The sequence below is a fragment of the Streptomyces sp. NPDC058401 genome (assembly GCF_042722885.1).
Lineage (GTDB): Bacteria > Actinomycetota > Actinomycetes > Streptomycetales > Streptomycetaceae > Streptomyces.
In genome coordinates, this window is the sequence record NZ_JBHXKA010000052.1 from 30,001 (window position 1) to 53,134 (window position 23,134).

Below are 23,134 nucleotides of genomic sequence, written 5' to 3' on the forward strand. Positions count from 1 at the left end.
TGCCGTCATAAGCCGCGCTAATGCCCCGGTACGGTCACCGGCAGGAGCTCCACGTTCACATCGGGCGCATAGCCCGTCGTGAGTCCCGTCCGCCGCGCGAATTCGCGTACGCCGGCCAGCTGGTCGGGGCCGAAGCGGAAGTCGAGCGTCGTGAAGTAGCGCTCCAGGAGTTCCGCGTCGAAGGCCTCCCAGCGGGCCGCCTGCTCGGCGACCTTGCCGACCTCCTCCAGGGACACGTCCCGGGAGGCGAGGAAGGCCTCGTGGACCTTGCGGACGACCTCCGGCTCACGCTCCAGGTAGTCCTTGCGGGCGGCCCAGACGGCGAAGACGAACGGCAGTCCCGTCCACTCCTTCCACATCGCCCCCAGGTCGTGGACGGTGAGCCCGAGCCGGGGCGCGTCGTGCAGGGAGGCGCGCAGCGCGGCGTCGCCGATCAGCACCGCCGCGTCGGCCTCCTGCATCATCAGGCCCAGGTCGGGCGGGCAGGTGTAGTAGTCGGGCCGCACCTCGTACTTCTCCGCGAGCAGCAGCTGGGCCAGGCGTACGGACGTTCGTGAGGTGGATCCGAGCGCGACGCGGGCGCCGTCCAGCTGGTCCAGGGGGACCTGCGAGACGATCACGCAGGACATGACGGGGCCGTCGCAGCCGACCGCGAGGTCGGGGAAGGCGACGAGCTCGTCCGCGTTGCGCAGGAACTCCACGAGGGTGATGGGACCGATGTCCAGGCCGCCCTGGACGAGGCTCGCACTGAGCTTCTCCGGGGTGTCCTTGGTCAGCTCCAGGTCCAGCAGCGTGCCGGTTCTGGCCAGCCCCCAGTAGAGGGGCAGGCAGTTCAGGAACTGAATGTGGCCGACGCGGGGCCGGCTGCGATAGACGTCCACATCGCGAGACTAGCCCCCGTGTCACCGTCAGCCGTCTGGCGGGTCTCAAACGTCCGAGTGACGTGATCTTTCCCTCTGGTCTCGGCCGGGAGGTGCGTGCTAGGCTCGACGCAAGTTGCAGTTTGGTTTCCCTTGCAGTACGAGGCCTGCGGAGAATGTGACCCGCAGGCTTTTGTAGTTTTCAGACTTCTTAGCAGGTTCTGGAGCAGGGCGACCCTTTGGCCCATAGGAGGGCTCATGGCTACCGGAACCGTCAAGTGGTTCAACGCTGAAAAGGGCTTCGGCTTCATCGCCCAGGACGGCGGCGGCCCGGATGTCTTCGTCCACTACTCCGCGATCAACGCCGCCGGCTTCCGCTCCCTTGAGGAGAACCAGCTGGTGAACTTCGACGTCACCCAGGGTCCGAAGGGCCCGCAGGCGGAGAACGTCACCCCGGCCTAGTCGCCTGGGCCAACCAATCGCGGTTGGATATGCAGTACCCAAGGAGCCCTGTCTTCTCTGCGCGAGCAGAGTCGACGGGGCTCCTGCCTTTTCCCGGGCGGGCGGGGCGGGGGCGACTGCGGGGACCGGCCGCCGGGGTCGGCTGCGGTCCGGACCAGAAACTAGGGTTCCTAGTCTTGTGCCTAGTGATCCACGTTGTAGCCTAGGGCCCCTAGGTGCAACGGGGAGGATTCGTGGTGCGCGTACGGGTAGGGCTGACGGCCGAGAAGGTCACCGCCGTGGGGGCCGAGGTGGCGGACGACGTCGGGCTGCACCGGGTGACCATGGCTCAGGTCGCGCGGCGGCTCGGGGTCCAGGACGCGAGCCTCTACGCGCACGTCCGCAGCCTGGAAGACCTCCGCGGGCGGATCGCCCTGCTGGCGGCGGACGAGAAGACCCTGCTCATCGCCGAGGCGACCGCGGGGCTCGCGGGGCGGGACGCGCTCATCGCGTTCGCCAACGCCTGGCGGGAGTACGCCCACAAGTTCCCCGGCCGCTACGCCGCCACGCAGGCCCCGGTCAAGATCGACCCCGAGCTGGCCGCGAAGGCCGCAGGCCCGCGCCGCGCGGTCGCGCTGACCTACGGCATGCTGCGCGGCTACGGACTGGCGGAACCCGATCTGACCGACGCCGCCCGGCTGCTGCGCAGCACGTTCCACGGGTTCGTCGCCCTGGAGGCCTCGGGCGGCTTCGCCCACGCCCGGACACCGCAGGCCTCCTGGGTCCGGTCCCTCGACGCCCTGCACATCCTGCTGAAGCACTGGCCCGCGCCCCGCGAGGGCGGCTCCGCATGAGTGCCCCGACCACGGGCCGCCTGCGCGTGCCCGGTGCGTGCCTGCACTACGAAGTGCGCGGCCGGGGCCCGCTCCTGCTGCTGATCCCGGGCGGGACCGGCGGCGCGGCCGCCTTCGACGGAGTCGCCGACGCCCTGGCGGCCGAGTACACCGTCGCCTCCTACGATCCGCGCGGCCTGTCCCGCAGCCCGCTGGACGCACCGGAGCCCGGGCGGAGCGTGGCCGAACAGAGCGTGGCCGAGCATGCCGAGGACGCGCTGCGGCTGCTGGATCTACTCTCGCCCGCCGAGCCCGCCCGGATCTTCGGCTCCAGCTCGGGCGCGATCGCCGCCCTGCACCTGCTGACCGCCCGGCCCGAACGCCTCGTACGTCTCGTGGCGCACGAACCCCCGGTGGTGGAGGTGCTGCCGGACGCCCCCGTGCACCGCGCGCTCCTCGCCCGCGTGCGGGACACCCTGGACGCGGAGGGGCTCGTGCCGGCGATGGGCGTGTTCGCGGCGGGACTGAAGAAGGAGGGGGAGGCGGACGGGAACGGGCAGGCGCCCGCTACCCCGGGGCCCGAACTTCCGCCCGCCGAGCTTCCGCCCGCCGCGGCCGCACGGGCCGCGCGGACGATGGCCGATCTGCCCTACTTCCTCGGGCGGATCGTGCCGGGCTTCATGGCCTACTCCCCGGACCTCGGGCGGCTGGAGGCGGTCTCGGACCGGCTCGTGCTCGCCGGCGGGGCGGACTCCCGGGGCGAGCTGCCCTACCGTACGGCCGCGTTCCTCGCGGACCGGTTCGGCAGCGAACTGCTGCACTTCCCCGGCGGGCACACCGGTCTGACCACGCACCCCGCCGGATTCGGTGAGGTGCTCGGGCAGGCTTTCCGGAAGTAGGGGACAACTCGGGGGTCGGTACCCGATGCGACTCAGGGTGTCGCTTCCGTAACGTCTTGCGCATGACCACACCCCGAACCGCCTTCGTCGCAGCCCCTGTTCTGATGGGTGCCTACGGCGTCATCCGCATGCTCGACGGTCTGGACGGCAGCCGCGGTCCGGGCTTCGCATGGAGCCTCGGCCACCTCTGCTTCCTGGCCGCGCTGGTCCTCTTCGTCCAGGGATTCGCCGCGATGCGGACGATGACCGGCGGCGGCAGGCTGTCCACCGTGGGCCTGTGGACCGGCACGGCGGGAGCGGTGGCCCTGGCGGGGCAGTTCGCGATAGACCTCGTGGTCGGCTTCATGTCGGCGGACCGGGGTGCCATGGAAGAGATGTTCACCAGGATCCAGGACATACCCGGCATGCTCCCGGTGTTCTACGAGCTCGTTCCGCTGCTGTTCTTCGTGGGCCAACTGATCCTGGTCGCCCAGCTCGCGGCACGCCGCGTCCTGAAGCCGTGGGCGCCCGTACTGGTCCTCGTCAGCGCATTGGTGCCCCTGATCGGCAAGGACTTCATACCCCTCGGAGCCGCACTCCTCCTGGTCGCCTTCGCCCCGCTCCGCCCCGTCCGCGAGACCGCCGCGGCCGCCTCGAAGGTGCCCGTCGCCTGACCGGGCGCGGCAATGGGGACCGACCCGCCGAGCCCCCTGGTGACGGGGCCCGGCGGCGTCCGGGGTCTGGCGGTACTAGGCCTTGTGGGCCGGGGGCTCGGTGGCCGGGGGCTCGGTGGCGGGCGGGGCGGTGACGGTGACCTCCAGGAAGAGGACCACCGTGTCCGAGATCCGCACGCGGAGCGTGTACGTGCCTGCGGCGACGCCCGTGGTGGACAGTTCGGGCAGGGCGACCGTGCCGTCCGCCGCGGTTGCCGGGAGCGCCAGCTCCGTCAGCTTCTTGGCGTCCTTGTCCAGGAAGTACGGGGTCTCCCCCGCCTTGGCCGGGTCCGCCGGGACCCACTTGCCGTCCTTGTCCTTGGTCCCGAACCCTGCCGTGGCCTTGGCCCCGGCGACCGGCTTGTCCTTCGCCGTCGCCAGGAACTGCACGCCCTTGATCCCGGTTCCGGCCTCCGCCGTGAGCGGCTTGCCGGCGTTCGTGTCGCTGCGGACCAGCTTGTCCGCCTCCGGGACGGGTACCGGCTTGGCCGGGGTGACCTTGCCGCCGATGCGCAGGGAGACCTCGACCGAAACGGCGTAGCCCGTGGCGCGGAGGGAGAAGGTGCCCGCCTTGGGGCCCGCCTTCAACTTCGGAACCCTGACCAGGCCCTTGGCATTGGTGCGCACGACCGCGAAGTCCTTGCCGTCGGCCGCGAAGGCGGTGCGGCCGGTGGTGTCGTCGTCGACCGAGATCACGATCGCCTGGTCGACGGCCGGCATGCCGTCGCTCAGCACCGCCTTGATGAGCGGGGTGCGCGCGAACTCGGTCCCCGCCTCGGCGGTGAGCGTGGGGGAACCGGCCAGGATCAGCTTGTCCAGGGTCGGGACCGGCGTCGGCGTCGGGGTGGGGGTCGGCGTCGGGGTCGGCGTGGGGGTGGGCGTCGGGACCGGCGCGGGCGTCGGCGGGGCCGGCGGCAGCTGCGGCGGGTTCGGCGTCGGGTAGTTGCCGGAGGGCGGGTTCGGCACCGGGGTGGCGCCCTGGCCGGCCTGGTACTGCCGCATGTAGCCGAGCACGGTGTTCACGTACTCGCGCGACCTGTTGTAGCTGAGGATCGCCTTGTCGATGTCGCCCGCATCGGTCAGGTTGCGCTGCCCCGCGCAGAGGTAGAGGCCGGCACCCAGCGCGGCGTCGTAGATGTTGTTCGGGTCGCGCTTGCCGTCGGCGTTGCCGTCGGCGCCCCAGGTGGACCAGGTGGAGGGGATGAACTGCATCGGGCCGACCGCGCGGTCGTACTCCGCGTCCGCGTCCCACTCGCCCCTGTCGGTGTCCTTGATCTCGGCGAAGCCGTTGCCGTCCAGGCGCGGCCCGCGGATCGGCTTCTCGGTGTAGCCGTCGGCCTTGAGCCCGTAGCCGGAGGCGTGCACGGACTCCACCCGGCCGATGCCCGCGAGCAGTTCCCAGGGCAGGTGGCAGCCGGGGAGCGCTGCGGCCACCGATATCCCGGCACGCTTGTAGGCGTCGAGGGCGGTCGCGGGTATGCCGGCGGTGGCCCCGCCGGGGGCGGCGGCGCCGGGGGGCGCGGGCGGCGGGTCGGCGACCAGGTCCGGGAGGTCCAGCCGGGCGTCACCGCGATCGGTGGCCTGGGGGCTGTCGGGGGTCGGTTCGGCTTCCCCCGCGCCCGCGATCGGAGTGTTGGTCACGACCGCGGCAGTGGTCAGGCTGGCCGCGAGGGCGGCCGTGCACATGACTTTGCGCGAGGTGTTGACGAGGTGACGGTGAAGTGGCTTCACAGTGCGGCGATCCCCCCAGAGCGGCGGCCTCTCCGGGCCCCCGTAAAACGTAAAAAAGTCACATGTCGCTCCGCACGCCCCGAAATCCCCGTGCGGACGGCCGCGAACGGGCCGTGGAGGTTAACTGTCTATCAGTTCTTCGCACGCGACTCACCGTCGCCCGGGGAGATGTGTCACACCATTCGCCCGACCTTCACGAGACCTTGGCCGGATGCGGACCACCGGATACGGACCGAGGGACTTAGGTCCCCGCCCGATTCGCACCAATGGCACCTACTTGAGTGCTCTACGGTCTTTATTCTTGGGGAATGGCAACCAGCAAGAAGGATCAGCGGCGCGAGGCCCGCGAGCGCATGCGCGAGGAGCGCGAGGCCCAGGCCCGCCGCGACAAGCTGCGCGGACGCGCGATGATCGGCGGCGCGCTGGTCGCCGTACTGGCCCTCGCGATCGGCATCGGCGTGTACGCGGCGAACTCCTCGGGCTCCGACGACGAGGCCGCCGGCAAGCCCTTCGTCCAGCCGGCCAACACCACCGGCAAGGACGGGATCGTGATCCCGTACGGCAAGGCCGACGCGAAGAACGTCCTCTCCGTCTGGCTCGACCCGCGCTGCCCCTACTGCGCGGGCGTCGAGATCGGCCTCGGCAAGACCCTCAAGGAGCAGGCGGACGCGGGCACGTACCGCGTCGAGTACCACTTCGCCACGTTCCTGGACAAGGCGCTCGGCGGCGGCAAGGGCTCCAAGCGGGCGGTCAACGCCCTGGGCGCGGCGGTGAACGAGAGCCCGGAGAAGTTCATGGAGTACCTCCAGGTGCTCTACCAGAACCACCCGGAGAAGGAATCGGACGACAAGTTCGGCTCCACGGCCACCCTGCTGGACCTCGCGAACCAGGTCCCGGGGCTGCGCACGCCCGCCTTCAACCAGGCGGTCAAGGAACTCACCTACATGCCGTGGGCCGAGAAGGTCGGCCAGGCCTTCTACGACCAGAACATGCAGGGCACCCCGGACGTCTCCATCAACGGCACGAAGCTCACCGTGAACTCCGGCAAGGGCATCGACTCGATCACCCCGGACGAGTTCAAGAAGCTGATCGCGGACAAACTGAAGTAGCGGAGCGGGCGGGTCAGGCCGCCTCGGATGCCGCCTTGCCCGCCGCCTTCGCCTTCTCGTCGAGCTGGTCCCCGTACCCGCCGGCCGTCCACACGTGGTGGCGGAACCGCTCGGGCGTCGCCACCCCCTCCCACGGACCGCCGGAGGGGAAGAACACCCCGTCGCACTCGGAGCAGAACCGGGCCCCCGCGGCGGCCCCGGCCGCCCGGCCGGCGCCGGCCTGCACCCGCCGCTTGCCCTTGCCCTCGCTCCGGATCACGGCGACCGTCCCCACCATCACGAGCAGCGCGGCGACGATCCCGACCGGCAGCAGCCAGGGCCAGCCCCGGTCGTCGGCGTAGTACGCACCCGCGCAGGCGACCAGCCCGGCGATCGCGGTGCCCTCGACGAAGTTCGTACAGCCGTCGCCGGTCGTGTTCGGCGCCACGGCCAGCCGTATCCGATCCTTGCCCCGCCGCACCTCGGCGACCGGGACGGTGTCCCCGGTCCCGCAGCCGGGGCACATCACCGGACCGCCGTTCACTTCCCCGTGGTGCGGTTCCCCGTGGTGCGCTTCCCCGTGATTCGTCATGGCCCCATCATGACGGTCCCGGAACCAACGGCCGCGGCCCGGCGTTCCCTTGGACGAACGGGCTACCGGAACACGGGGGTGGGCGCGAGGTGCTGGCCGAGTCACTGGAAGCGTTGGCAGCAGCAGGGGCCGCCGCGGTCGTACAGGCCGCGACGACGGACGCGTGGACGGAAGTCCGCGACCGGGTCGCCCGGTGGTTCGGGCGGGGCGACGGCGAACTGGAGCGGGTGCAGCTGGAGCGGCTGGACCGGAGCGCGGCCGAACTCGCGGCCGGGGGCGGATCGGACCGGGCGCGCCAGGAGACGGTGTGGCGGACCCGCATCGAAGACCTCCTGGAAGGCCTGACCGACGACGAGGAGCGGGAGCAGGCGGCCACCGAGCTGCGCGCCCTGCTGGACGCCACCGCGGATGCCCGCGGGGTCTGCGCCGGAACCGGCGGACTGGCCGCCGGGCGGGACGTCAGCGTGCAGGCCGAGGGCGGTTCGATCGCGGCGGCCGTCCTCCACGGAGGCGCGCACATCGGCCCCCCTCGGGTGCCGGATCCGTCCCAGGGCTGACCGGACCGGCGTTCCCGAGCCTCCCCGCCAACGCGCCACCGGCCGGCGGCGTGCGGGTCCACGCTGCGCAGGGAAGCGTGGCGGCGCACCAGATCGGCCAGATCACCTACCAGGCCGCCGCGCGGCATACCGTCACCTGGCCGCACCAGATCGGGGTGATCCCCCGCCGGGCCGGGTCGTTCCAGGAGCGGGCCGAGGCGCGGGAGCTGCGGTCCGCCGTGCCGTGCCAGGTCCTGCACGGGATGGGAGGGGTGGGCAAGACCCAGCTCGCGGCCGACCACGCCCGCCACGCCTGGACCCACGGGCAGGTCGACCTCCTGGTCTGGGTCACCGCCGCCACCCGTCAGGCCGTCATCGAGGCCTACGCCCGGGCCGCCGCCGACGTCCTGCACACCGACCCCGCCGACCCGGAGCGGGCGGCGCAGGCGTTCCTGGCCTGGCTCGAACCCGCGCCGGGCCGCCCCCGCTGGCTGATCGTCCTGGACGACGTCGACGTCCCGGGGGACCTGCGCGCCCTGTGGCCGCCCGTCCACGACCGGGGGCGGACCCTGGTCACGACCCGCCGCCGCGAGGCCGCCCTCGTCACCCACGGCCGCCGGGTCCCGGTGGACCGGTTCACCCCGACCGAGGCCACCGCCCACCTCCGGCAGGCCCTGGCCGGCCAGGGCCGCCCCGAACCCGACGTGGACCTCGCCGCCCTGGCCGAAGACCTCGGCTACCTGCCGCTCGCCCTGTCCCAGGCCGCCGCCTACCTCGCGGACACCCACCTGACGGCCGCCGAGTACCGCACCCGCCTGGCCGACCGCGCACGCCAGTTGGTCGATCTGCTCCCCGAGCCAGGCGACCTGCCCGACGACCAGTCGACCCCCGCGACAGCCGCCTGGTCCCTGTCCGTGGACCGCGCGAACGTGCTGCGCCCGGCGGGTCTGGCCGGCCCCATGCTGGAGCTCGCCGCGATGCTCGACCCGAACGGGATCCCGCAGCAGGTCCTGACCGGTGAGCCGGCCCTCAGGTACCTCACGGCCCACCGATCGGCCGAGCACCGTGACAGCCCCGCCCGGAAGGTTCGGGCGGTCACCGAGGAGGAGGCGTCCGGTGCCCTGCGCGCCCTGCACCGGCTGAGCCTGATCGACCACTCCCCCGCCGAAGCCCACCACACCGTACGTGTCCACCAGATCGTCCAGCGGGCCGTACGCGAGCCGCTCGACCCCGAGTACCGGGCCTTGCTCGCGCTCGTCGCGGCCGACGCCCTGGCCGACGCCTGGCCCGCCACCGAACGTGACGCCGGCCGGGCAAGTGCCCTGCGCGCGAACACCACCGCGCTGATCGCGTGCGCCGAAGACGCCCTGTACGAGCCTGCCGTCCACAAGGTGCTGTACCGCCTCGGGGAAAGCCTCGGACGGGCCGGCCAGTTGGCCGCCGCCATTCACCACACCCAGCAGCTCACGAACACCGCCACCCGCCGCCTGGGACCGGACCACCCCAGTACTCTCACCTGCCGGTCCAACCTCGCCGTCTGGCGTGGGGAGTCGGGGGACACCGAGGGGGCGGCGGAGGCCACCGTCCACGTGCTGGAGGAGGCCCTGCGGGTGCTGGGCCCCGACCACTACAACACCCTCACCGCCCGGTCCAACCTCGCCGCCCTACGGGCCAGGGCGGGGGACCCCGCCGGAGCCGCCGCCGCGTTCGGCGCCCTGCTGGAGGACCAGCTGCGACTCCTAGGCCCGGACCATGCGGGCACCCTCAGCACCCGGAACAACCTCGCCCTCTGGCTCAAGGAGGCGGGGGACACGGCCGGGGCTGCGGCCGCGTTCGCCCACCTGTTGGAGGACTACCTGCGGGTCCTGGGCCCGGACCACCCCCACACCCTCGGCACCCGCAGCAACCTGGCCGGCTGGTGCGGGAGCACCGGTGATCCGGCCGGAGCCGCGGCCGCGCTCGCCACCCTCGTACAGGACCACCTGCGCGTCCTGGGCCCGGACCACCCCCAGACCCTCATCGCCCGGAACAACCTCGCGCACATGCGGGGCAAGTCGGGGGACCCGGCCGCAGCCGCAGCCGCGCTCGCCACCCTCGTACAGGACCACTTGCGCGTCCTGGGCCCGGACCACCCCACCACGCTCATCAGCCGCTCCAACTTCGCCGCCTGGCTCGGAGAGGCCGGGAATCCGGCCGAGGCCGCCGCCTCGCTCGCCGTGGTGCTGGAAGACCACCTGCGGGTCCTGGGCCCGGACCACCCCGACACCCTCGCCGTCCGGGCCGGTCTCACCCACTGGCGCCGGAAGGCCGACGAGCCGTGACGTTCGACCGCGCAGCACGGCGTTCGCGGCCGGCTCCCCCACCACCAGTTCCACGTCCTCCGGACGGAGGCGCACGCACGGGCGATCTTCGAGAGGTATGAGCCGAGGGGGCCACTGGACGTGGCCCCCTCGGCTTCCGTTTGCCGTTCAGCCCAGCAGGGCTCTGACCGCGGTGATCACCGGGACTCCGGCTTCTCCGATCAAGGTCGCAATTCCGGAGAACGTCGCGAGAATTCTCCGGAATCTCGCCTCGGGGGGATTCTCCCCGAGTTCCTCAACCGCCGCGTCGACTTCCGCCCGGTCGTTCTCGCCCAGGTGCTGCCTCATCGCCTGGACTTCTTCGAGGAGCTTTTCCAGCGCCGAGGCCTCCGGCGGGGTTCCGCCGGCGTATTTACCTCCGGCCACGATGTCGCCGGAGCCCGAGTGGGTGGCCTTTCCGATGCCTCCGGCACCGCTCACCGTGTACTGGTCGCCGGCCATCATCGACCGCCTCCCCTGATGTCGCCGGTGCCGCTGTGCTGGGCCTGCCCGATGGCCCCGGCTCCGTACACCTTGAACTGGTCGCCCATCACCGCTTCCTTGATGTTGATGGTCACCGGGGCGGCGTCCGGCCGGCCGATGGCCTTGGTGATCTCGTAGACGAGGTTCTCGATCTCGGCGCGGTCCAGGGACCACACCGCCTCGCGCTGGATGCCCGAGGTGTTGAGGACGAGGCCGTACACCGGAGGTGTTCCGATCACCTTCACGAGCTGCCAGACCAGCAGTCCGAGGACGGCGACCGCGATGATTCCGGCCACGTTCCCGAAGACGGCCACGGCGATGGCGCCGAGGACGATGCAGAGCAATGCCCGGCGGATGAACCTGCGCCAGGCCGCTCCCTTGTCCACCTCCAATACGCGCTGCCCCACGTGGGAGATGTTGTGCAACGGATAGGCCTCACCGTCGACCCACAGCACACCGTCTTGCACACGGACTTGGACTGTCGAATTACTAACCGCCATTTCGCGCCCCCCTGGCTCTTTTTGGCGTTGACGGCACGAAGTGTAGGACGGGTCCGACCGCCCAAGTAGGGATAGGACCATTTCGACGTAGTCATGATCGATCCGCGATTCCGCTTGACATGCAGCACGACGGAATGCGGGGTTCCTCAACGGGGTGAGGTAGAAGGGCAGCATGGACACCGCAGAACTTCAGCGGACGCTGAACGAGCACATCGAAGCCCATGTCGTGCACCACGGGTACACCACCTACATGCGCGACTACGAGGTCGTCATCGACGTGTGGAACGGCCCCAAGAGCCCGACGACCTACCTGCGGTACCTCTTCCGGTACTGCGTCGAGGCCCGATGCGAGACGTTCCTGTCCATGGACATCTGGCAGAAGTCCTTGGACGAGCGGCTCCTCGACTGCGACACCGCCATCGACCTCGACGGTTACGTCTGGGGCGCGAACTATCACGAGCTGTACGGAGCCGAGCTCCGGCCCAAGTCGGAGGCCGCCCTCCGCTGGTCGAAGGCGGTCGGGATCGACTTCCACGAGGTCCACATCGAGACCAACGCCCATGATCTGACCTTGGTCTTCTCGGACCTTGAGGTGACCGAGGTCCCGGTCGGCTACGCACCCTTCGTCACGGGCTGAGAGCCGTCTCGAAGCCCCGGCCCACACCCCGGAGAGCGGCTGGATACCCGTCGCCTGCGCGCGGAAATCCGCTGTGGGTAGTGAGGGGTGAAGCCGTAGCCTCCGGGGATGCCTCTCCACCAGTACGTCTACTTCGCCCTGTCCAGCCGGCTCATCGCTGCGCAGGAGATCACTGATGCGCTGGGTATCGAGCCCGATGAGACGAAAGTGCTCAACCGCCGCGGCCTTCCTGTCGACCCGGCAAAGCCGTTCTGGCAGGTCTGGAAGGTCGTGTGCAGGGAACCGGGCCTGTGCGTCGACGAACAGATCGCGCACGTCCTGGACCGCCTCCGCCCACAGACCGGCCGGATAGCCGAGCTCATGAAGCAGTACAACAGTGCCGACGACGAGGAAGAGCGGGGCCTCGAAGCGGTGCTGGAGGTCGTGCGCTACTTCAACGACGACCGGCAGGACGAAGCCGGGCAGCCGCACGAGAGGGACGAGCACAACCTCTTCGGCTGGGCGCTCGATCGCGAGGCCATCGCGTTCCTTGCCGCTACCGGCGCATATCTGGACGTCGACGAGTACGACATGACTCCTTCCCCGCCGTCGGACTGAGCCGGCCCGCCGCCTTCGCGGCGAGGTGACCCAGGTGCGCCCGTTTGTGCAGGTCGTAGTGGGTTTTGGCCCGCCGCAACCGCCGTGACAGTCCGGTGACATGGAGCAGACACTTCGCCTACACAGGCTCCGTAATTTTCTTCTTGCAGCCCCGCCAAGCCCCGACAGTCGAGAGTCCGTCTGGCAGAGGAGGTGCCGTGCCTCTCCCTCTTCCACCCTTTGCCATCACGGAGTTCTCCATGTCGATCCGCACCCGCTCCCGCCGTCAGACCCTCCTCCGCTCCGCCGTCGCCACCGCCGCCCTCGCGGGGGCCCTGCTCGCCCCGGGCACCGCCTTCGCGGCCGACGCCCCCAAGGCGGACGCACCCAAGTCCGTTGCTCCCAAGGCCGATGCGGCCGGGCAGGGGCTGGGCGGCAAGCTCGTCAAGCACCTGGTCCTGGCCAACGGCACCAAGGCGGACCTGTGGCAGAAGGGCAAGGGCGCGTACTGGCTGGACGTCTACAGCGAGGGCAGCAGCCAGCTCGGCAGCCTCAGCGTCGGCGGTCCGGGCGGGCAGGCGGAGGACGGCGACCAGATCGCCGGCATGTGGGTCATCCTGAACAGCAAGGGGCAGGTCCAGTCCTGGAAGAACCCGGGGTCCGGGGGCTTCGCGCAGGGCGGCAGCGAGACCCGGCAGGGCTGCACGGTGACCAGGCACATGTCCACCCCCCTCGAAGGCGTCAGCCTGGAGATCTCCAACGGCCCTTCGGGCCCGGTCGCGAAGCTCATCGACGCGAAGGGCTCCCGGACCCTCGCCACGCTCACCCCGGCCAACCCGGTCGGCCTCGCCGGTGGCGTCCGCATCAAGGAAGCCTGGGAGCCGACGGCCCGTCAGCTCCAGGTGCACGTCGCCGACGGCGTGGTCCCGTGGCTGGGCGTCAGCTTCCCGGCGCCGCTCAAGGACTGTGGCGTCAAGCCCTCCACCCCGGCGGCCAAGCCCTCCACCACCCCGAAGCCCGCGGTCTCCGCCCACGGCGGCGCGCAGACCGTCGTGGTCCCCAAGGGCGGCGTGGCGGCCGGCGCCGAGGTGGCCGACTCCACCAACAGCGCGTCCGCGTGGATCGCTGCCGGAGCCGGTTCCGCGGTGCTCGGCGCCGGCGGCTTCCTCCTGCTCCGCCGCCGCTCGGCCTAGCCCCCCCCGCCCGGCACCGCCGGGCCCCACCTGCCGCCCCCGTGAGGCCCCCCGGCCCCACGGGGGCTTCCGGGGTGCTCCGGGGACTCCTGGCGGCTTCCGGGGGCTTCGGCCCGTGCGGGGGCCGGCTGGGAGGGATGCCACGGGGGTGCGACCCTCACAGCCACCGGCCGAACCGGCCGGCCGGCGGTCCCCGGAGCACCCTTACCCGTACAGCTTCATGCCCGTACAGCCCCCAACCCGACGGCTTCCTAGCCATACAACTCCTCGATCTCGCGCGCGTACCGCTCCGCCACCGCCCGGCGGCGGAGCTTCAGCGTCGGGGTGAGGGTGCCCGCCTCGACGGTGAAATCCCCGGGCAGGACGCGGAAGGCGCGGACGCGGGCCGGGCGGGAGACCGTGGCGTTGGCCGCCTCGACCGCTTCCGCGACGAGGGCCCGTACGGCGGGGTGCTCGCCGGGGGCGGCGGGGTCCAGGGTCACCGATGCGCGGGCCGCCCAGGCGGCGATCTCCTCCGCGTCCAGGGTGATCAGGGCCACCGGGTGGGGGCGGCGGTCGCCGATCATGACCGCGCGGGAAACGTAGCGGGAGCGCTGGACGGCGAACTCCAGCTCGGTGGGGGTGATGTTCTTGCCCGCCGAGGTGATGATCAGCTCCTTCTTGCGGCCGGTGATGGAGAGGTAGCCGTCCTGGTCGAACTCCCCCAGGTCACCGGTGTGCAGCCAGCCGTCCGGGTCCAGCGCCTCGGCCGTGGCCGTGTCGTTGGCGTGGTACCCGGGGAAGATCATCGGGCCACGGGCCAGGACCTCCCCGTCCTCCGCGATGCGGACCTCGCACCCGGCGATCGGGCGGCCCACCGTTCCGTAGCGGATCCCGTCCGGGTGGTTGAGGCTGATGACCCCGCCCGACTCCGTCATGCCGTAGCCCTCGAAGACCGCGATCCCGCAGGCCCGCAGGAAGTCGAGGGTGGCCGGGGCGATCGGGGCGCCGCCCGTCAGCGCCCATTTCAGGCGCCCCCCGAAGGCGCCCCTGACCAGGGAGTACAGGGTCTTCTCGGCAGCCTCGTACGCGGCCCGGTCCGCGGCCGGGAGCCGTCCCTCGGCGGCCAGCAACCCGAGCCGGACCGCCTCGGCGAAGCGGTCCGTACCGCCCTCCTGGGACTCGGCGAGGGACAGGACCACGGAGTGCAGCTTCTCGAACAGCCTTGGTACGGAAGGCAGATGGGTCGGCCGGGCCTCGGCAAGCTCGCCGATGACGTCCTCGATGCGGCCGCCGAAGTAGCAGAGCTCCCCGCCCTCCAGGAGGGTGGTGAACTGGATCAGCTGGGCCAGCAGGTGGGCGAGGGGGAGGTAGAGGTACGTGGAATCCCCCGGGCCGCCCTTGACCAGCGGAAGCGTGGCGTCCTGGATCGCGCCGAGGTTGGCGTGCGTGAGGCGGCACCCCTTGGGCAGGCCGGTGGTGCCCGAGGTGTAGACGATGGAGGCGTCGGCCGAGGGGTCCACCGCCGCTGCCCGGGCCAGGAGTTCGGCTTCCGGCGCCGGGCCGGAGAGGTCGCGCAGCGCGTCCATCTCCACCACCGCGCGCAGCGCCGGAAGCTTCGGGCGCAGCGCCTCCACCCGCGCCGCCTGCGCGGAGTCGTCGCAGACGGCCACCACGGCGGCGGAGTCCGACAGCACCCAGGCAAGCTCCTCCTCCCCGGCCGTCGGGTACACCGGCACGAGGACGGCCCCCGCGGCCAGCACCCCGAAATGGGTGTACGTCCACTCCGGGCGGGTCTCCGCGAGCACCGCGACGCGCTCGCCGGGGGCAACCCCCAGGCCGAGCAGGGCGCGCCCGGACTCCCTCACGCGGGCGCGCAGTTGACCGTAGGAGACGGTGTCCCAGCCCCCCGGGCCTCCCCCCTTGTGCCGCAGGGCGGTCTCGGCCGCGTACCGCTCGCCCGTCCACTCGGTGAACACCGCCAGCGTGCGCGGCCGCACCGCTCCGCCGGTCTCGCTCCCGCTCATCGGGCTCACCGGGTCCATCGGGTCCATCGGGCTCATCGCGCTCGCCTCCCCCTCGGGTCGTACCGATGACGCTAGGCACCGCGATGGCGTCCGCGGCATGACCGGAAGCGTCACCCCCGCTGACCTCAGCGCTCATTGCGGCTACCGTCGGACCCATGGGGAGGCGGACGGTCACCGTGCACCACGTGCGTGCCGTGCTCGCGGGGGCGCGCGGCAGCGGGCTCGACACCGTGCCGCTGCTCCAGGAGGCGCAGATTCCGCCGCTGCTGCTGGGCGACGACCGGGCGCGGGTCACGCCCGCGCAGTTCGCGCGGCTGTTCCGGGCGCTGTACCGGGCCACGCAGGACGAGTTCCTGGGCCTGTCGACCGTCCCCAGCCGGCCGGGGACCTTCGCGATGATGTGCAGGGCCGCGCTGGGCTGCCGCGATCTCGGGGCGGCGGTGGAACGCTCCGCGACCTTCTACGGGCTGTTCCCGGGCGGGCCGGAGCTGGCGCTCGAAGTCGAGGGCGGGCAGGCCTGGTTCGCGGTGCGCAACGAGTTCGCGCGGGACGAGGAGCGCTTCCTCACCGAGTGCGTGCTCGCCATCTGGCACCGGCTGAGCAGCTGGCTGATCGGCCGGCGCATCCCGCTGTCCTACGCCTCCTTCGCGTATCCGGCGCCGCCGCACGAGGAGGAGTACGAGCTGCTCTTCGACTGCCCGGTCCGCTTCGGCGAGGCGCGCACGGGCGCGGCCGTGGCCTTCGACGCGCACTGGCTGACGGCTCCGCTGGTACGGGACGAGGCCGCGCTCGACGCGATGCTCCGGCGGGCCCCCTTCGACCTGCTGTCCCGGCCGGCGTACGGGACCACGGTCGCGGAGCAGGTCCGCCGGAGCCTCACCCAGGCCCTGCGCGGTTCGCCGCGGCTGCCGGAACTGGGCGAGGTGGCGGCGCGCCTGGCGGTGTCCCCGGCGACGCTGCGGCGGCGGCTCCAGCAGGAGGGCACGTCCTTCCAGCAGCTGAAGGACCACGTGCGGCGGGATGCGGCCATCGCCGGCCTGGCGGAGAGCCGCGAACCCATCGCGGAGCTCGCGGCCCGCCTGGGCTTCTCGGAGGACACGGCCTTCCACCGCGCCTTCCGCCGCTGGACGGGCACCACCCCGGGGGCGTACCGGATCGCGTCGGGCGGCTGAGGCGGGGGCCGGGGCCGGGGCCGGTGCGCTGGTGTTAGCGGGTCGCGCCGGGGACCTCGAGGGTGAACAGGCCGCATTCGCAGCCGCCGTTGCCGGTGGCGCAGGAGCCCTTCGGGGTCTGGGCGGCCGGGGTCTGGGCGGCCGGGGCCGGGGCGGAGCAGCCCGTGGGGGCGGCTTCGGCGCAGGTGTTGCCCGCGCAGGAGCGGCAGGCGTTCATGTCGCAGCTGCGGCAGGCGGAGGCGGGGGCGTTGCAGCCGCGGCAGGCGCTGACGGCGCAGGTGGCGCAGGCCGCGCCGGCCACGTCGCAGGAGGTGCAGGCGTTCATCTCGCACGCGGTGCAGGCGGAGGCGGGGGCGGTGCAGCCCCGGCAGGCGCTCACCCCGCAGGACACGCAGAGCTGCGTACCGCTGCCGCAGCCGCCCCGCTCGGTCCGCTCACCGCAGTCGCAGGCACGGGCGCCGCGGATGCCCGGGGCGGTCCGGACGTCGCGGCGGACGGTGCCGACCTCGGCGACGCGGAGCGCGGTACGCAGGGTGGGGGCGGGACCCCGGTGGATGACCCGACGCTTGGCCGTCTGTCGCACTGCCGCGTTCATCTGGTGCCTCCTGGGCGGGGTGGGAATCGCTTTCCGAGGCGGACTCTAACAATTAACTCGTATATGAATGCAAATCGGGATGAAAGAAGAAAGGCTTGCCTTCCCTAAGAAGGCAAGCTTTTCTTGATGATTGAGCGGGCAATCATTCGCCATGGATTGATTCAATTAGCAAATGACGGCTACGGCTAGGCCCCGCTCAGCAGCTCCAGCAGCCGGCCCACCATCTCGATGATCGGCAGCCCGATCTCGCCCGCGAGGGTCGCGATGCCGAGGACGGCCATCAGGGCCCCGTGCCGCGCCTCCGGGCCGCTCTCCGGGGAGACGATCACCGGCAGGTTGGTGTCGATGGCGCCCGCGTCGGCCGGAGTGACCTGCGGGCGGAGCTCCAGGAGCAGCCGCTCCAGCTCCCGGATCGCCTCTTCGGGGGTCGTGGGCGCCGCCTGCGGGCCGCCGATGGTCGGGGACTGGTTCTTGACGATGCCGATGTTGTCCCGGCCGCCGTTCATGGTGACGTTGTCGCCGTAGTGGTACGAGCGCCCGATCCCGCTGCCGCTGCCGCTGTCCGTCGTCATTTCTTCACCACTCCGATGTTTCCCGAGCCGTTGATGTTCGCGGTGTCGCCGACGTGGACGTAGTGCCCGATGTTCACCGTCGGCTGGGCCACGTAGAGGGAGAACTCCCTCTCCGGGTGTTCGATGGCGTCGACGATCCGCGCGACCAGCCTCCGCAGTTCGGCCCGGTCCCCCAGGGTCACCACCGCGCTGGGTGCACCGGAGGTTTCCACGCTCATGACGTACAGGTCGGGCCGGTTCAGCCGGCGCACGAGGGCCGTGACGAGGAGGGCGATCGCGACGGCCGTGGCGACCAGGCCGGGCGGGTTGCCGTCCATGCCGAACGCCGTGAAGAACGCCGCCAGCAGCAGGATCCACGGCAGGAAGGTGGCGACGGCCTTCTTGCGGTCCGGACTGAGCACGAAGGTGTGCACCCGGACGACGTTGTGCAGCGGATAGACCGCCTCCCCCACCCACAACAGGCGGTTGCTGACCCGCAGCACGAGGTCGGGTGCGGCGAACTCCTCCGTGCGCGACTTCGGTTGGGGGGTCGGGTCGGGCACCCACAGCGGGGTCAGCGGCGGCGGAGGCTGGAAGGTCGGCTGCTGCGACGGCTGGGGCGGTGGCTGGTGGGGCGGGGGCTGGTGGGACGGAGGCTGGTGGGACGGAGGCTGGTGGGACGGGGGCTGGTGGGGCTGCTGCGGGAGCGGCGGTACCGTCACGTCCTCACCACCCCGGTGTTGCCCACGCCCCCGTAGACGTTCACGTTGTCGCCGAGGTGGTAGCTCTTCAGATTGATGTCCACCCGGTCCATCCGGAGGGAGAACTCCGCCTCCGGGTGGTCGATGGCGTGGACCACGTGCTGGACGACCACGTCCAGCTGGCTCGCGTCCGGCATCGTCACCAGCGCGAGGGAGGCGCTGGCCACCTCCACGACCATGACGTGCAGGTCCGGCCTGCTCAGCCGGTAGACGAGCAGCGACACGAGGGCCAGCCCCCCGATGAACCCGACGCCGTACAGCGCCTCGGCGGTGGAGCCCGCGCCGTCCTCGTAGCCGTAGTCCCCGTACGAGTAGTTCGGGCCGTCGTCGGTGAACTGCGCCAGCAGGAAGCAGAACACGGCCAGGGCGGTCCCCCAGACCAGGAACCGGATGACGGCCTTCGCCCGGTCGGGCGTCAGGACGGCGGTCTGCACCCGCACGATGTTGTGCAGCGGATAGGCCGCCGGCCCCACCCACAGCAGCCGCCTGCTGATCCGCAGCTGGACACCGCGCGCCCCCGCGCTCGGCGGCAGGGGCGGCAGGGCGGGCTGCCGCGGTGGCTGTGTGGGTGGCGGTGGTGCTGTGGCCCCGTTGGATTCCATGGCTCCCCCAGTCGAACGCGCAGCCGACTGAGACTGCGCGGGGAACCATTAAGCACCCGGAGCCCCGACTGTGTAAGCGTCAATTACTCGCCAACTCATGATGGGGCAAAGCGAGTTGGCGGTACGTGATCGTCCGTCATGCGCGTCGGGTCCGTCGGGTCCGTCGCCTCCCGCGGCGAGGGCGTAGGCCGCGCCCCGCCGAGCCTGATGGTCCGCATGGCTGAATTCCGCCCTGCACGCCGCGCGTTCGTACCGCATCCGCGGCCACACCGACAAGGTGAGCGGCGCGGCAGGGATGCGGTCCCGGGTCAGGAAAGCTGAGCTGTGCGGTCAGCGACGTTCCTACCGGTCGGTCACTACCTTCTCCTCACCTACCACCCCCACCCGGACCCTTGGGAGAGCCGCCCCATGCGCATCCGAAGCTCAGCACTCGCCGCAGTGGCCGCCCTGGCCCTCTCGGCCGCGATCCCCGCCACCGCCACCGCCCAGGCCACCGCCCGGGCCGCCGCCCAGGAGGGGGCCGCGGCCCGCCCCGGCGACATCGTCAGCAGTGCGCCGTCCGCGTTCCACCCGCTGCCCGGCCAGCCCACGAACACCAAGGCCTGGAAGATCCACTACAACTCGACCACCGCCGACGGAGCCCCGAACGTCGTCTCCGGCACCGTCATCGTCCCGCAGGACGGCCGCACCGGCCCGCGCCCCCTGATCACCTACGCCGTCGGCACCGTCGGCATGGGCGACTCCTGCGCGCCGAGCAACAACCTCCCGTACGGCACCGCCCTGGAGGCCAACCTCATCCAGCAGCTCACCCTGCGCGGCTGGGCCGTCGTCGTCACCGACTACGAGGGCCTCGGCACCCCCGGCGTGCACACCTACACCGTCGGCCCCTCCGCCGGTCACGCCGTCCTCGACGCCGCCCGCGCGGCCACCCGCCTCCCCGAGGCCGGGCTGGCGGCCACGACGCCCGTCGGCATCATGGGGTACTCCCAGGGCGGCCAGGCCAGCAGCTGGGCCGCCGAGCTGCAGGGCTCGTACGCACCGGAGTTGCAGGTCAAGGGCACCGCGACGGGCGGCGTCCCGGCCGACCTGCTGAAGGTGGCGGACTTCAACAACGGCTCCTACGGCTCCGGCCTCATCTTCATGGCCGCCGCCGGCCATGACGCGGCCTTCCCGGAACTGAAGCTCGACTCCTACCTCAACCCGGCCGGGAAGCTGCTGGTCGGCGCCATGAAGGACAACTGCGTCGCGATCGACGCCATCGCCGGCTCCTTCAAACGGATCTCCGACCTGACCACCCGCAACCCGCTCGCGCAGCCGGACTGGCAGGCCCGGCTGAACCAGAGCAAGCTCGGACGCACCGCCCCGGCCGCGCCCGTGTACCAGTACCACGCGCTCGGTGACGAGCTCATCCCGTACGCCGTCGGCAGCCGGCTGCGCTCCGACTGGTGCGCGCGGGGCACGAACCTCGAATTCGACACCATCTGGATCGGTGAGCACGTCAGCGGCGTGATCACCCACTCCCTCACGGTCGGGAACTGGCTCGCGGACCGCTTCGCGGGTCGCGCCACGCACCCCAACTGCTGACCACCCGGTCACCCGGCCCGGCTGGCGGCTACTTGCCGGCCAGGCCGAGGTTGGCCCCGGTGCGCAGGTCCGGGAAGCCCTGGGCGAGGACGGCCCCCGCCGCCAGGCACGCCTGGCGGTCCGGTGCGTCCGCCGGGTTCTTCGCGCAGCCCAGCTCCTGGTACCTGGCGGCGGCCTTCTGGATCTTCTGCGCCGCCGAGGTCAACGTGGCGAACCCAGGGCGGCCGCCGATCCTGGTCAGGGCGTAGGCCGCGTCCGCGTCCGTCGCCGCGGCCGCGTCCGCGCACGCCTGGGTGAACAGCTTGGCCGAACCCGCCGAACAGGGCGATCCGCTGCCGGAGCCGAACCGGCCCTCGTCCGGGGTGAGTCGCGCCTCCAGAAGGGACTTGACCTCCTCGGCGACGGCCGCCTTCCCGGACACCGGGGCTCCGGAGGCACCCGCCGAAGGGGCGGCCTCCGCGCTCATGCCGCTGCCACCGGCACCCGCAGCATCGTCACCACCGCCGCCACTACCGCCACTGCTGCCACTGCTGCAGCCCGCGAACAGCGCGATCCCGGCCACGACTCCGCAGACCGCCCACCCCACCTGTTTCCGCTGTTCCCGCACCACGCGTCTTTCCCCCCACCGTCGGACATCGAGCGCGTCACCCTAACCCCGCCCAGGTCAGGAGTCCCCGGCGGGGCAGGAGCGCGTCCCGGAGGGCAGCCGGCCGTCGATCAGGAAGTGGTCCACGTACCCCTGCACGCAGCGCGAGGCCACGTACCCGGTGTGTCCGTCGCCCTTGTAGTCCACGATCACGGTGTTGCCGAGCCGCTTCGCCGTCTCCTCCGTCCACTCGTACGGGGTGGCCGGATCCCCCCGGGTACCGACGAGCAGGATCCGCGGGATCCCGGCGGGGCGGTCGATGCCGCGGATGAAATCGGTGCCGGCGGGGCGCCCGTAGCAGGCCAGCACCGTCATCAGCTGGCGCGGCCCGAAGATCGGCGAGGCGGCCAGGAAGACCGGCTGGAGCGCCTCCAGCTCCTGCGCGACGGCCACCGGGGAGGCCTTGGCGTCGCCGCGGTCCGGGTCGTCGGCGCAGTTCACGGCGACGAGCGCGGCACTGGCGTTGTCGGCGGGCACGGCGACCGCCCCGGCGACCTCCTCGCGGGGCGGCGGCGGCTCCTCCGGACCGCCGAGCTGCATCAGCCCCACGGGGTCGCCGTTGCGCTCGACCAGGGCGAGCGCGTCCGCGAGGTCGGGCCACGCCTTCTGCGAGTACAGGGCGACCCCGATGGCATCGGCCACGTCCTGCCCGGTGAAGCGCAGTCCGCCCTCACCGGTCAGCGGGGTTGCGTCCAGGCGGGTGACGAGGGCCTGGACCTTCTCCTTGGCGGTACGGGTGTTCGTCCCGTAGACGCAGTCCTGCCGGTGGGCGCACCAGACGAGGAAGTTGTCGAGCGCCCGCTGCTGGCCGACCGCCGACAGCAGGGCCTGCTCGCCGAGCGGCTCGGTGAGGGTGTCGACCCCGTCGAGGACCATGCGGCCGGTGCGGTGCGGGAACAGTGCGGCGTAGACCGCGCCGAGGCGCGTGCCGTAGGAGAACCCGAGGTAGTCGAGCCGGTCCTCGCCGAGGGCCTGGCGCAGCAGGTCCATGTCGCGGGCCACGCTGACGGTACCGACGTACGGGAGCACGGGCCCGGAGTCCAGCGCGCAGCGCTTGGCGACGGCGCGCAGGGCGGCGAGCTCGGCGGCGGGCCCGACGGGGGCCGCGCCGCCCTCCGGGGGGCTTCCGCCGCAGGTGACGGGGGCGCTGCGGCCTACGCCGCGGGGGTCGAAGGCGACCAGGTCGTAGCGCTTGTTGAGCTCCGCGAAGGCATTGGGGTCGGTGGCGAGGGTGGAGACGCCGGGGGCGCCGGGGCCGCCGAAGTTCAGCACGAGGGAGCCGAGCCGCTTGGCGCGGGGGCCGGTGGCGGGGAGCCGGGCGAGGGCGATGCGGACCTTGCCCTTCGCATCCGCTTTGCCCTTGGCCCCGTAGTCGAGCGGCACGGTGAGGGTGCCGCAGCGCATGCCGTCGGGCACGGGCTTCTCGGGGCACGCTCCCCACGCGATCCCCGCGGGCGCGGGGGTCCGCGGGGTGCGCGCGGGCGCCGTTCCGGGCACGGCGGCGAGCAGGGCGCCGGCGGCCAGGGCGGTGCCGAGGAATCCGGCGGCTATTCGCGTACGAGCCCGCGCAGCCGAGCGGGCTCCGGAACGGGAACGGTGCACTGCACCCTCCTGGAGCGGCCCCCCGGACCAGTTGGCCCCACCCTAAGCGTGCCCTCCGCACCCCGCTCCGCGAGCCCATCACCCTTCCGGCCCCTTGACACGGACCACCCGGCCGACACCGCTGCGCGGGGCGGAGTCCCCTACCCGCCCTTCCACCGTTCCCAGGGCTCCGCCCTGACCCGAAGGCCCCCCGGGCTGCGCCCGGACCCCTGGGG

24 protein-coding genes are annotated in these 23,134 nt (G+C 72.1%); 12 read left to right on the forward strand and 12 right to left on the reverse strand.

Annotated elements, in window-relative coordinates:
• Positions 1-17 precede the first annotated feature (17 nt).
• Positions 18-881, reverse strand: a complete 864-nt coding sequence (locus tag ACFWNV_RS20465; protein WP_383948747.1) for a menaquinone biosynthetic enzyme MqnA/MqnD family protein — start codon at positions 879-881, stop codon at positions 18-20.
• 237 nt (positions 882-1,118) lie between these two features.
• Here ACFWNV_RS20465 and ACFWNV_RS20470 point away from each other — a divergent pair, with 237 nt between their 5' ends.
• The 4 genes from ACFWNV_RS20470 (at position 1,119) to ACFWNV_RS20485 (ending at position 3,686) form a co-directional block, all read left to right on the forward strand.
• The gene (locus ACFWNV_RS20470; RefSeq protein WP_112451444.1) at positions 1,119-1,322 is read left to right on the forward strand and encodes a cold-shock protein; all 204 of its coding nucleotides are present in this window, start codon (positions 1,119-1,121) and stop codon (positions 1,320-1,322) included.
• A gap of 236 nt (positions 1,323-1,558) precedes the next feature.
• Complete coding sequence (locus ACFWNV_RS20475) at positions 1,559-2,155, forward strand: TetR/AcrR family transcriptional regulator (RefSeq protein WP_383948750.1); 597 nt, start codon at positions 1,559-1,561, stop codon at positions 2,153-2,155.
• The gene (locus ACFWNV_RS20480) at positions 2,152-3,033 is read left to right on the forward strand and encodes an alpha/beta fold hydrolase (protein WP_383948753.1); all 882 of its coding nucleotides are present in this window, start codon (positions 2,152-2,154) and stop codon (positions 3,031-3,033) included. The genes ACFWNV_RS20475 and ACFWNV_RS20480 overlap by 4 nt, the downstream gene beginning before the upstream one ends.
• A gap of 62 nt (positions 3,034-3,095) precedes the next feature.
• Positions 3,096-3,686 carry a hypothetical protein gene (locus ACFWNV_RS20485; protein ID WP_383948756.1) on the forward strand — a complete coding sequence of 197 codons (591 nt, stop codon included), beginning with the start codon at positions 3,096-3,098 and terminating at the stop codon, positions 3,684-3,686.
• A 75-nt stretch (positions 3,687-3,761) separates the two neighbouring features.
• On the opposite strand, the gene ACFWNV_RS20490 is transcribed toward ACFWNV_RS20485, so the two are convergent.
• On the reverse strand, positions 3,762-5,456 hold the full coding sequence (locus tag ACFWNV_RS20490) for a lytic transglycosylase domain-containing protein (protein WP_383948759.1): 1,695 nt from the start codon (positions 5,454-5,456) through the stop codon (positions 3,762-3,764).
• 308 nt (positions 5,457-5,764) lie between these two features.
• On the opposite strand from ACFWNV_RS20490, the gene ACFWNV_RS20495 reads away from it, so the two are divergent.
• Complete coding sequence (locus ACFWNV_RS20495) at positions 5,765-6,565, forward strand: thioredoxin domain-containing protein (protein ID WP_383948762.1); 801 nt, start codon at positions 5,765-5,767, stop codon at positions 6,563-6,565.
• A 13-nt stretch (positions 6,566-6,578) separates the two neighbouring features.
• On the opposite strand, the gene ACFWNV_RS20500 is transcribed toward ACFWNV_RS20495, so the two are convergent.
• Entirely contained in the window at positions 6,579-7,136 is a 558-nt protein-coding gene (locus tag ACFWNV_RS20500; RefSeq protein ID WP_383948765.1) for an MrpF/PhaF family protein, read from the reverse strand.
• Between the two features lie 113 nt (positions 7,137-7,249).
• On the opposite strand from ACFWNV_RS20500, the gene ACFWNV_RS20505 reads away from it, so the two are divergent.
• Together ACFWNV_RS20505 and ACFWNV_RS20510 are read left to right on the forward strand one after the other, a co-directional pair.
• Positions 7,250-7,693, forward strand: a complete 444-nt coding sequence (locus ACFWNV_RS20505) for a hypothetical protein (protein ID WP_383948768.1) — start codon at positions 7,250-7,252, stop codon at positions 7,691-7,693.
• A gap of 77 nt (positions 7,694-7,770) precedes the next feature.
• Positions 7,771-9,993 carry a tetratricopeptide repeat protein gene (locus ACFWNV_RS20510; protein WP_383948771.1) on the forward strand — a complete coding sequence of 741 codons (2,223 nt, stop codon included), beginning with the start codon at positions 7,771-7,773 and terminating at the stop codon, positions 9,991-9,993.
• A gap of 147 nt (positions 9,994-10,140) precedes the next feature.
• Here the strand turns inward: ACFWNV_RS20510 and ACFWNV_RS20515 are convergent, their stop codons facing one another.
• Together ACFWNV_RS20515 and ACFWNV_RS20520 are read right to left on the reverse strand one after the other, a co-directional pair.
• Positions 10,141-10,476 (reverse strand): hypothetical protein, encoded by a 336-nt coding sequence (locus ACFWNV_RS20515; protein ID WP_383948774.1) that lies wholly within the window; start codon positions 10,474-10,476, stop codon positions 10,141-10,143.
• Positions 10,473-10,994, reverse strand: a complete 522-nt coding sequence (locus tag ACFWNV_RS20520) for a DUF6232 family protein (protein WP_383948777.1) — start codon at positions 10,992-10,994, stop codon at positions 10,473-10,475. Before ACFWNV_RS20520 ends, ACFWNV_RS20515 begins: the two co-directional genes overlap by 4 nt.
• A 172-nt stretch (positions 10,995-11,166) precedes the next feature.
• Between ACFWNV_RS20520 and ACFWNV_RS20525 the strand changes: the two genes are divergently transcribed.
• From ACFWNV_RS20525 to ACFWNV_RS20535, 3 genes are all read left to right on the forward strand, one after another.
• Entirely contained in the window at positions 11,167-11,631 is a 465-nt protein-coding gene (locus ACFWNV_RS20525; protein WP_383948780.1) for a hypothetical protein, read from the forward strand.
• 108 nt (positions 11,632-11,739) lie between these two features.
• Positions 11,740-12,228 (forward strand): DUF4279 domain-containing protein, encoded by a 489-nt coding sequence (locus tag ACFWNV_RS20530; RefSeq protein ID WP_383948783.1) that lies wholly within the window; start codon positions 11,740-11,742, stop codon positions 12,226-12,228.
• Positions 12,229-12,467: 239 nt separating this feature from the next.
• The gene (locus tag ACFWNV_RS20535) at positions 12,468-13,400 is read left to right on the forward strand and encodes a hypothetical protein (RefSeq protein WP_383948786.1); all 933 of its coding nucleotides are present in this window, start codon (positions 12,468-12,470) and stop codon (positions 13,398-13,400) included.
• 251 nt (positions 13,401-13,651) lie between these two features.
• Here ACFWNV_RS20535 and ACFWNV_RS20540 read toward each other — a convergent pair whose 3' ends face one another.
• Positions 13,652-15,442, reverse strand: coding sequence for an AMP-dependent synthetase/ligase (locus ACFWNV_RS20540; protein WP_383948789.1), 1,791 nt, complete (start codon positions 15,440-15,442; stop codon positions 13,652-13,654).
• A 119-nt stretch (positions 15,443-15,561) separates the two neighbouring features.
• Between ACFWNV_RS20540 and ACFWNV_RS20545 the strand changes: the two genes are divergently transcribed.
• Complete coding sequence (locus ACFWNV_RS20545; RefSeq protein WP_383948792.1) at positions 15,562-16,578, forward strand: AraC family transcriptional regulator; 1,017 nt, start codon at positions 15,562-15,564, stop codon at positions 16,576-16,578.
• Between the two features lie 34 nt (positions 16,579-16,612).
• On the opposite strand, the gene ACFWNV_RS20550 is transcribed toward ACFWNV_RS20545, so the two are convergent.
• From ACFWNV_RS20550 to ACFWNV_RS20565, 4 genes are all read right to left on the reverse strand, one after another.
• Positions 16,613-17,173, reverse strand: a complete 561-nt coding sequence (locus ACFWNV_RS20550; RefSeq protein ID WP_383948795.1) for a hypothetical protein — start codon at positions 17,171-17,173, stop codon at positions 16,613-16,615.
• Positions 17,174-17,358: 185 nt separating this feature from the next.
• Entirely contained in the window at positions 17,359-17,745 is a 387-nt protein-coding gene (locus tag ACFWNV_RS20555; protein WP_383948798.1) for a hypothetical protein, read from the reverse strand.
• Positions 17,742-18,446, reverse strand: a complete 705-nt coding sequence (locus ACFWNV_RS20560; RefSeq protein ID WP_383948800.1) for a DUF6232 family protein — start codon at positions 18,444-18,446, stop codon at positions 17,742-17,744. Before ACFWNV_RS20560 ends, ACFWNV_RS20555 begins: the two co-directional genes overlap by 4 nt.
• On the reverse strand, positions 18,443-19,087 hold the full coding sequence (locus ACFWNV_RS20565) for a DUF6232 family protein (RefSeq protein ID WP_383948803.1): 645 nt from the start codon (positions 19,085-19,087) through the stop codon (positions 18,443-18,445). Before ACFWNV_RS20565 ends, ACFWNV_RS20560 begins: the two co-directional genes overlap by 4 nt.
• Before the next feature lie 408 nt (positions 19,088-19,495).
• Here ACFWNV_RS20565 and ACFWNV_RS20570 point away from each other — a divergent pair, with 408 nt between their 5' ends.
• A complete protein-coding gene (locus ACFWNV_RS20570) occupies positions 19,496-20,671 on the forward strand; it encodes a lipase family protein (protein ID WP_383948806.1) in 1,176 nt (391 codons plus the stop codon).
• Positions 20,672-20,699: 28 nt separating this feature from the next.
• Here the strand turns inward: ACFWNV_RS20570 and ACFWNV_RS20575 are convergent, their stop codons facing one another.
• A complete protein-coding gene (locus ACFWNV_RS20575; protein ID WP_383948809.1) occupies positions 20,700-21,137 on the reverse strand; it encodes a hypothetical protein in 438 nt (145 codons plus the stop codon).
• Between the two features lie 198 nt (positions 21,138-21,335).
• On the reverse strand, positions 21,336-22,919 hold the full coding sequence (locus tag ACFWNV_RS20580) for an alpha/beta hydrolase (RefSeq protein WP_383948811.1): 1,584 nt from the start codon (positions 22,917-22,919) through the stop codon (positions 21,336-21,338).
• Positions 22,920-23,134 lie beyond the last annotated feature (215 nt).

Bases quoted from the DNA above. Each gene is read 5' to 3' on its own strand.
- ACFWNV_RS20550 (WP_383948795.1), bottom strand. From the start codon at position 17,173: ATGAACGCGGCAGTGCGACAGACGGCCAAGCGTCGGGTCATCCACCGG.
- ACFWNV_RS20480 (WP_383948753.1), top strand. From the start codon at position 2,152: ATGAGTGCCCCGACCACGGGCCGCCTGCGCGTGCCCGGTGCGTGCCTG.
- ACFWNV_RS20565 (WP_383948803.1), bottom strand. From the start codon at position 19,087: ATGGAATCCAACGGGGCCACAGCACCACCGCCACCCACACAGCCACCG.
- ACFWNV_RS20515 (WP_383948774.1), bottom strand. From the start codon at position 10,476: ATGATGGCCGGCGACCAGTACACGGTGAGCGGTGCCGGAGGCATCGGA.
- ACFWNV_RS20470 (WP_112451444.1), top strand. From the start codon at position 1,119: ATGGCTACCGGAACCGTCAAGTGGTTCAACGCTGAAAAGGGCTTCGGC.
- ACFWNV_RS20575 (WP_383948809.1), bottom strand. From the start codon at position 21,137: ATGAGCGCGGAGGCCGCCCCTTCGGCGGGTGCCTCCGGAGCCCCGGTG.
- ACFWNV_RS20535 (WP_383948786.1), top strand. From the start codon at position 12,468: ATGTCGATCCGCACCCGCTCCCGCCGTCAGACCCTCCTCCGCTCCGCC.
- ACFWNV_RS20520 (WP_383948777.1), bottom strand. From the start codon at position 10,994: ATGGCGGTTAGTAATTCGACAGTCCAAGTCCGTGTGCAAGACGGTGTG.
- ACFWNV_RS20570 (WP_383948806.1), top strand. From the start codon at position 19,496: ATGCGCATCCGAAGCTCAGCACTCGCCGCAGTGGCCGCCCTGGCCCTC.
- ACFWNV_RS20540 (WP_383948789.1), bottom strand. From the start codon at position 15,442: ATGAGCCCGATGGACCCGATGGACCCGGTGAGCCCGATGAGCGGGAGC.
- ACFWNV_RS20545 (WP_383948792.1), top strand. From the start codon at position 15,562: ATGGGGAGGCGGACGGTCACCGTGCACCACGTGCGTGCCGTGCTCGCG.
- ACFWNV_RS20495 (WP_383948762.1), top strand. From the start codon at position 5,765: ATGGCAACCAGCAAGAAGGATCAGCGGCGCGAGGCCCGCGAGCGCATG.
- ACFWNV_RS20555 (WP_383948798.1), bottom strand. From the start codon at position 17,745: ATGACGACGGACAGCGGCAGCGGCAGCGGGATCGGGCGCTCGTACCAC.
- ACFWNV_RS20500 (WP_383948765.1), bottom strand. From the start codon at position 7,136: ATGACGAATCACGGGGAAGCGCACCACGGGGAACCGCACCACGGGGAA.
- ACFWNV_RS20530 (WP_383948783.1), top strand. From the start codon at position 11,740: ATGCCTCTCCACCAGTACGTCTACTTCGCCCTGTCCAGCCGGCTCATC.
- ACFWNV_RS20485 (WP_383948756.1), top strand. From the start codon at position 3,096: ATGACCACACCCCGAACCGCCTTCGTCGCAGCCCCTGTTCTGATGGGT.
- ACFWNV_RS20525 (WP_383948780.1), top strand. From the start codon at position 11,167: ATGGACACCGCAGAACTTCAGCGGACGCTGAACGAGCACATCGAAGCC.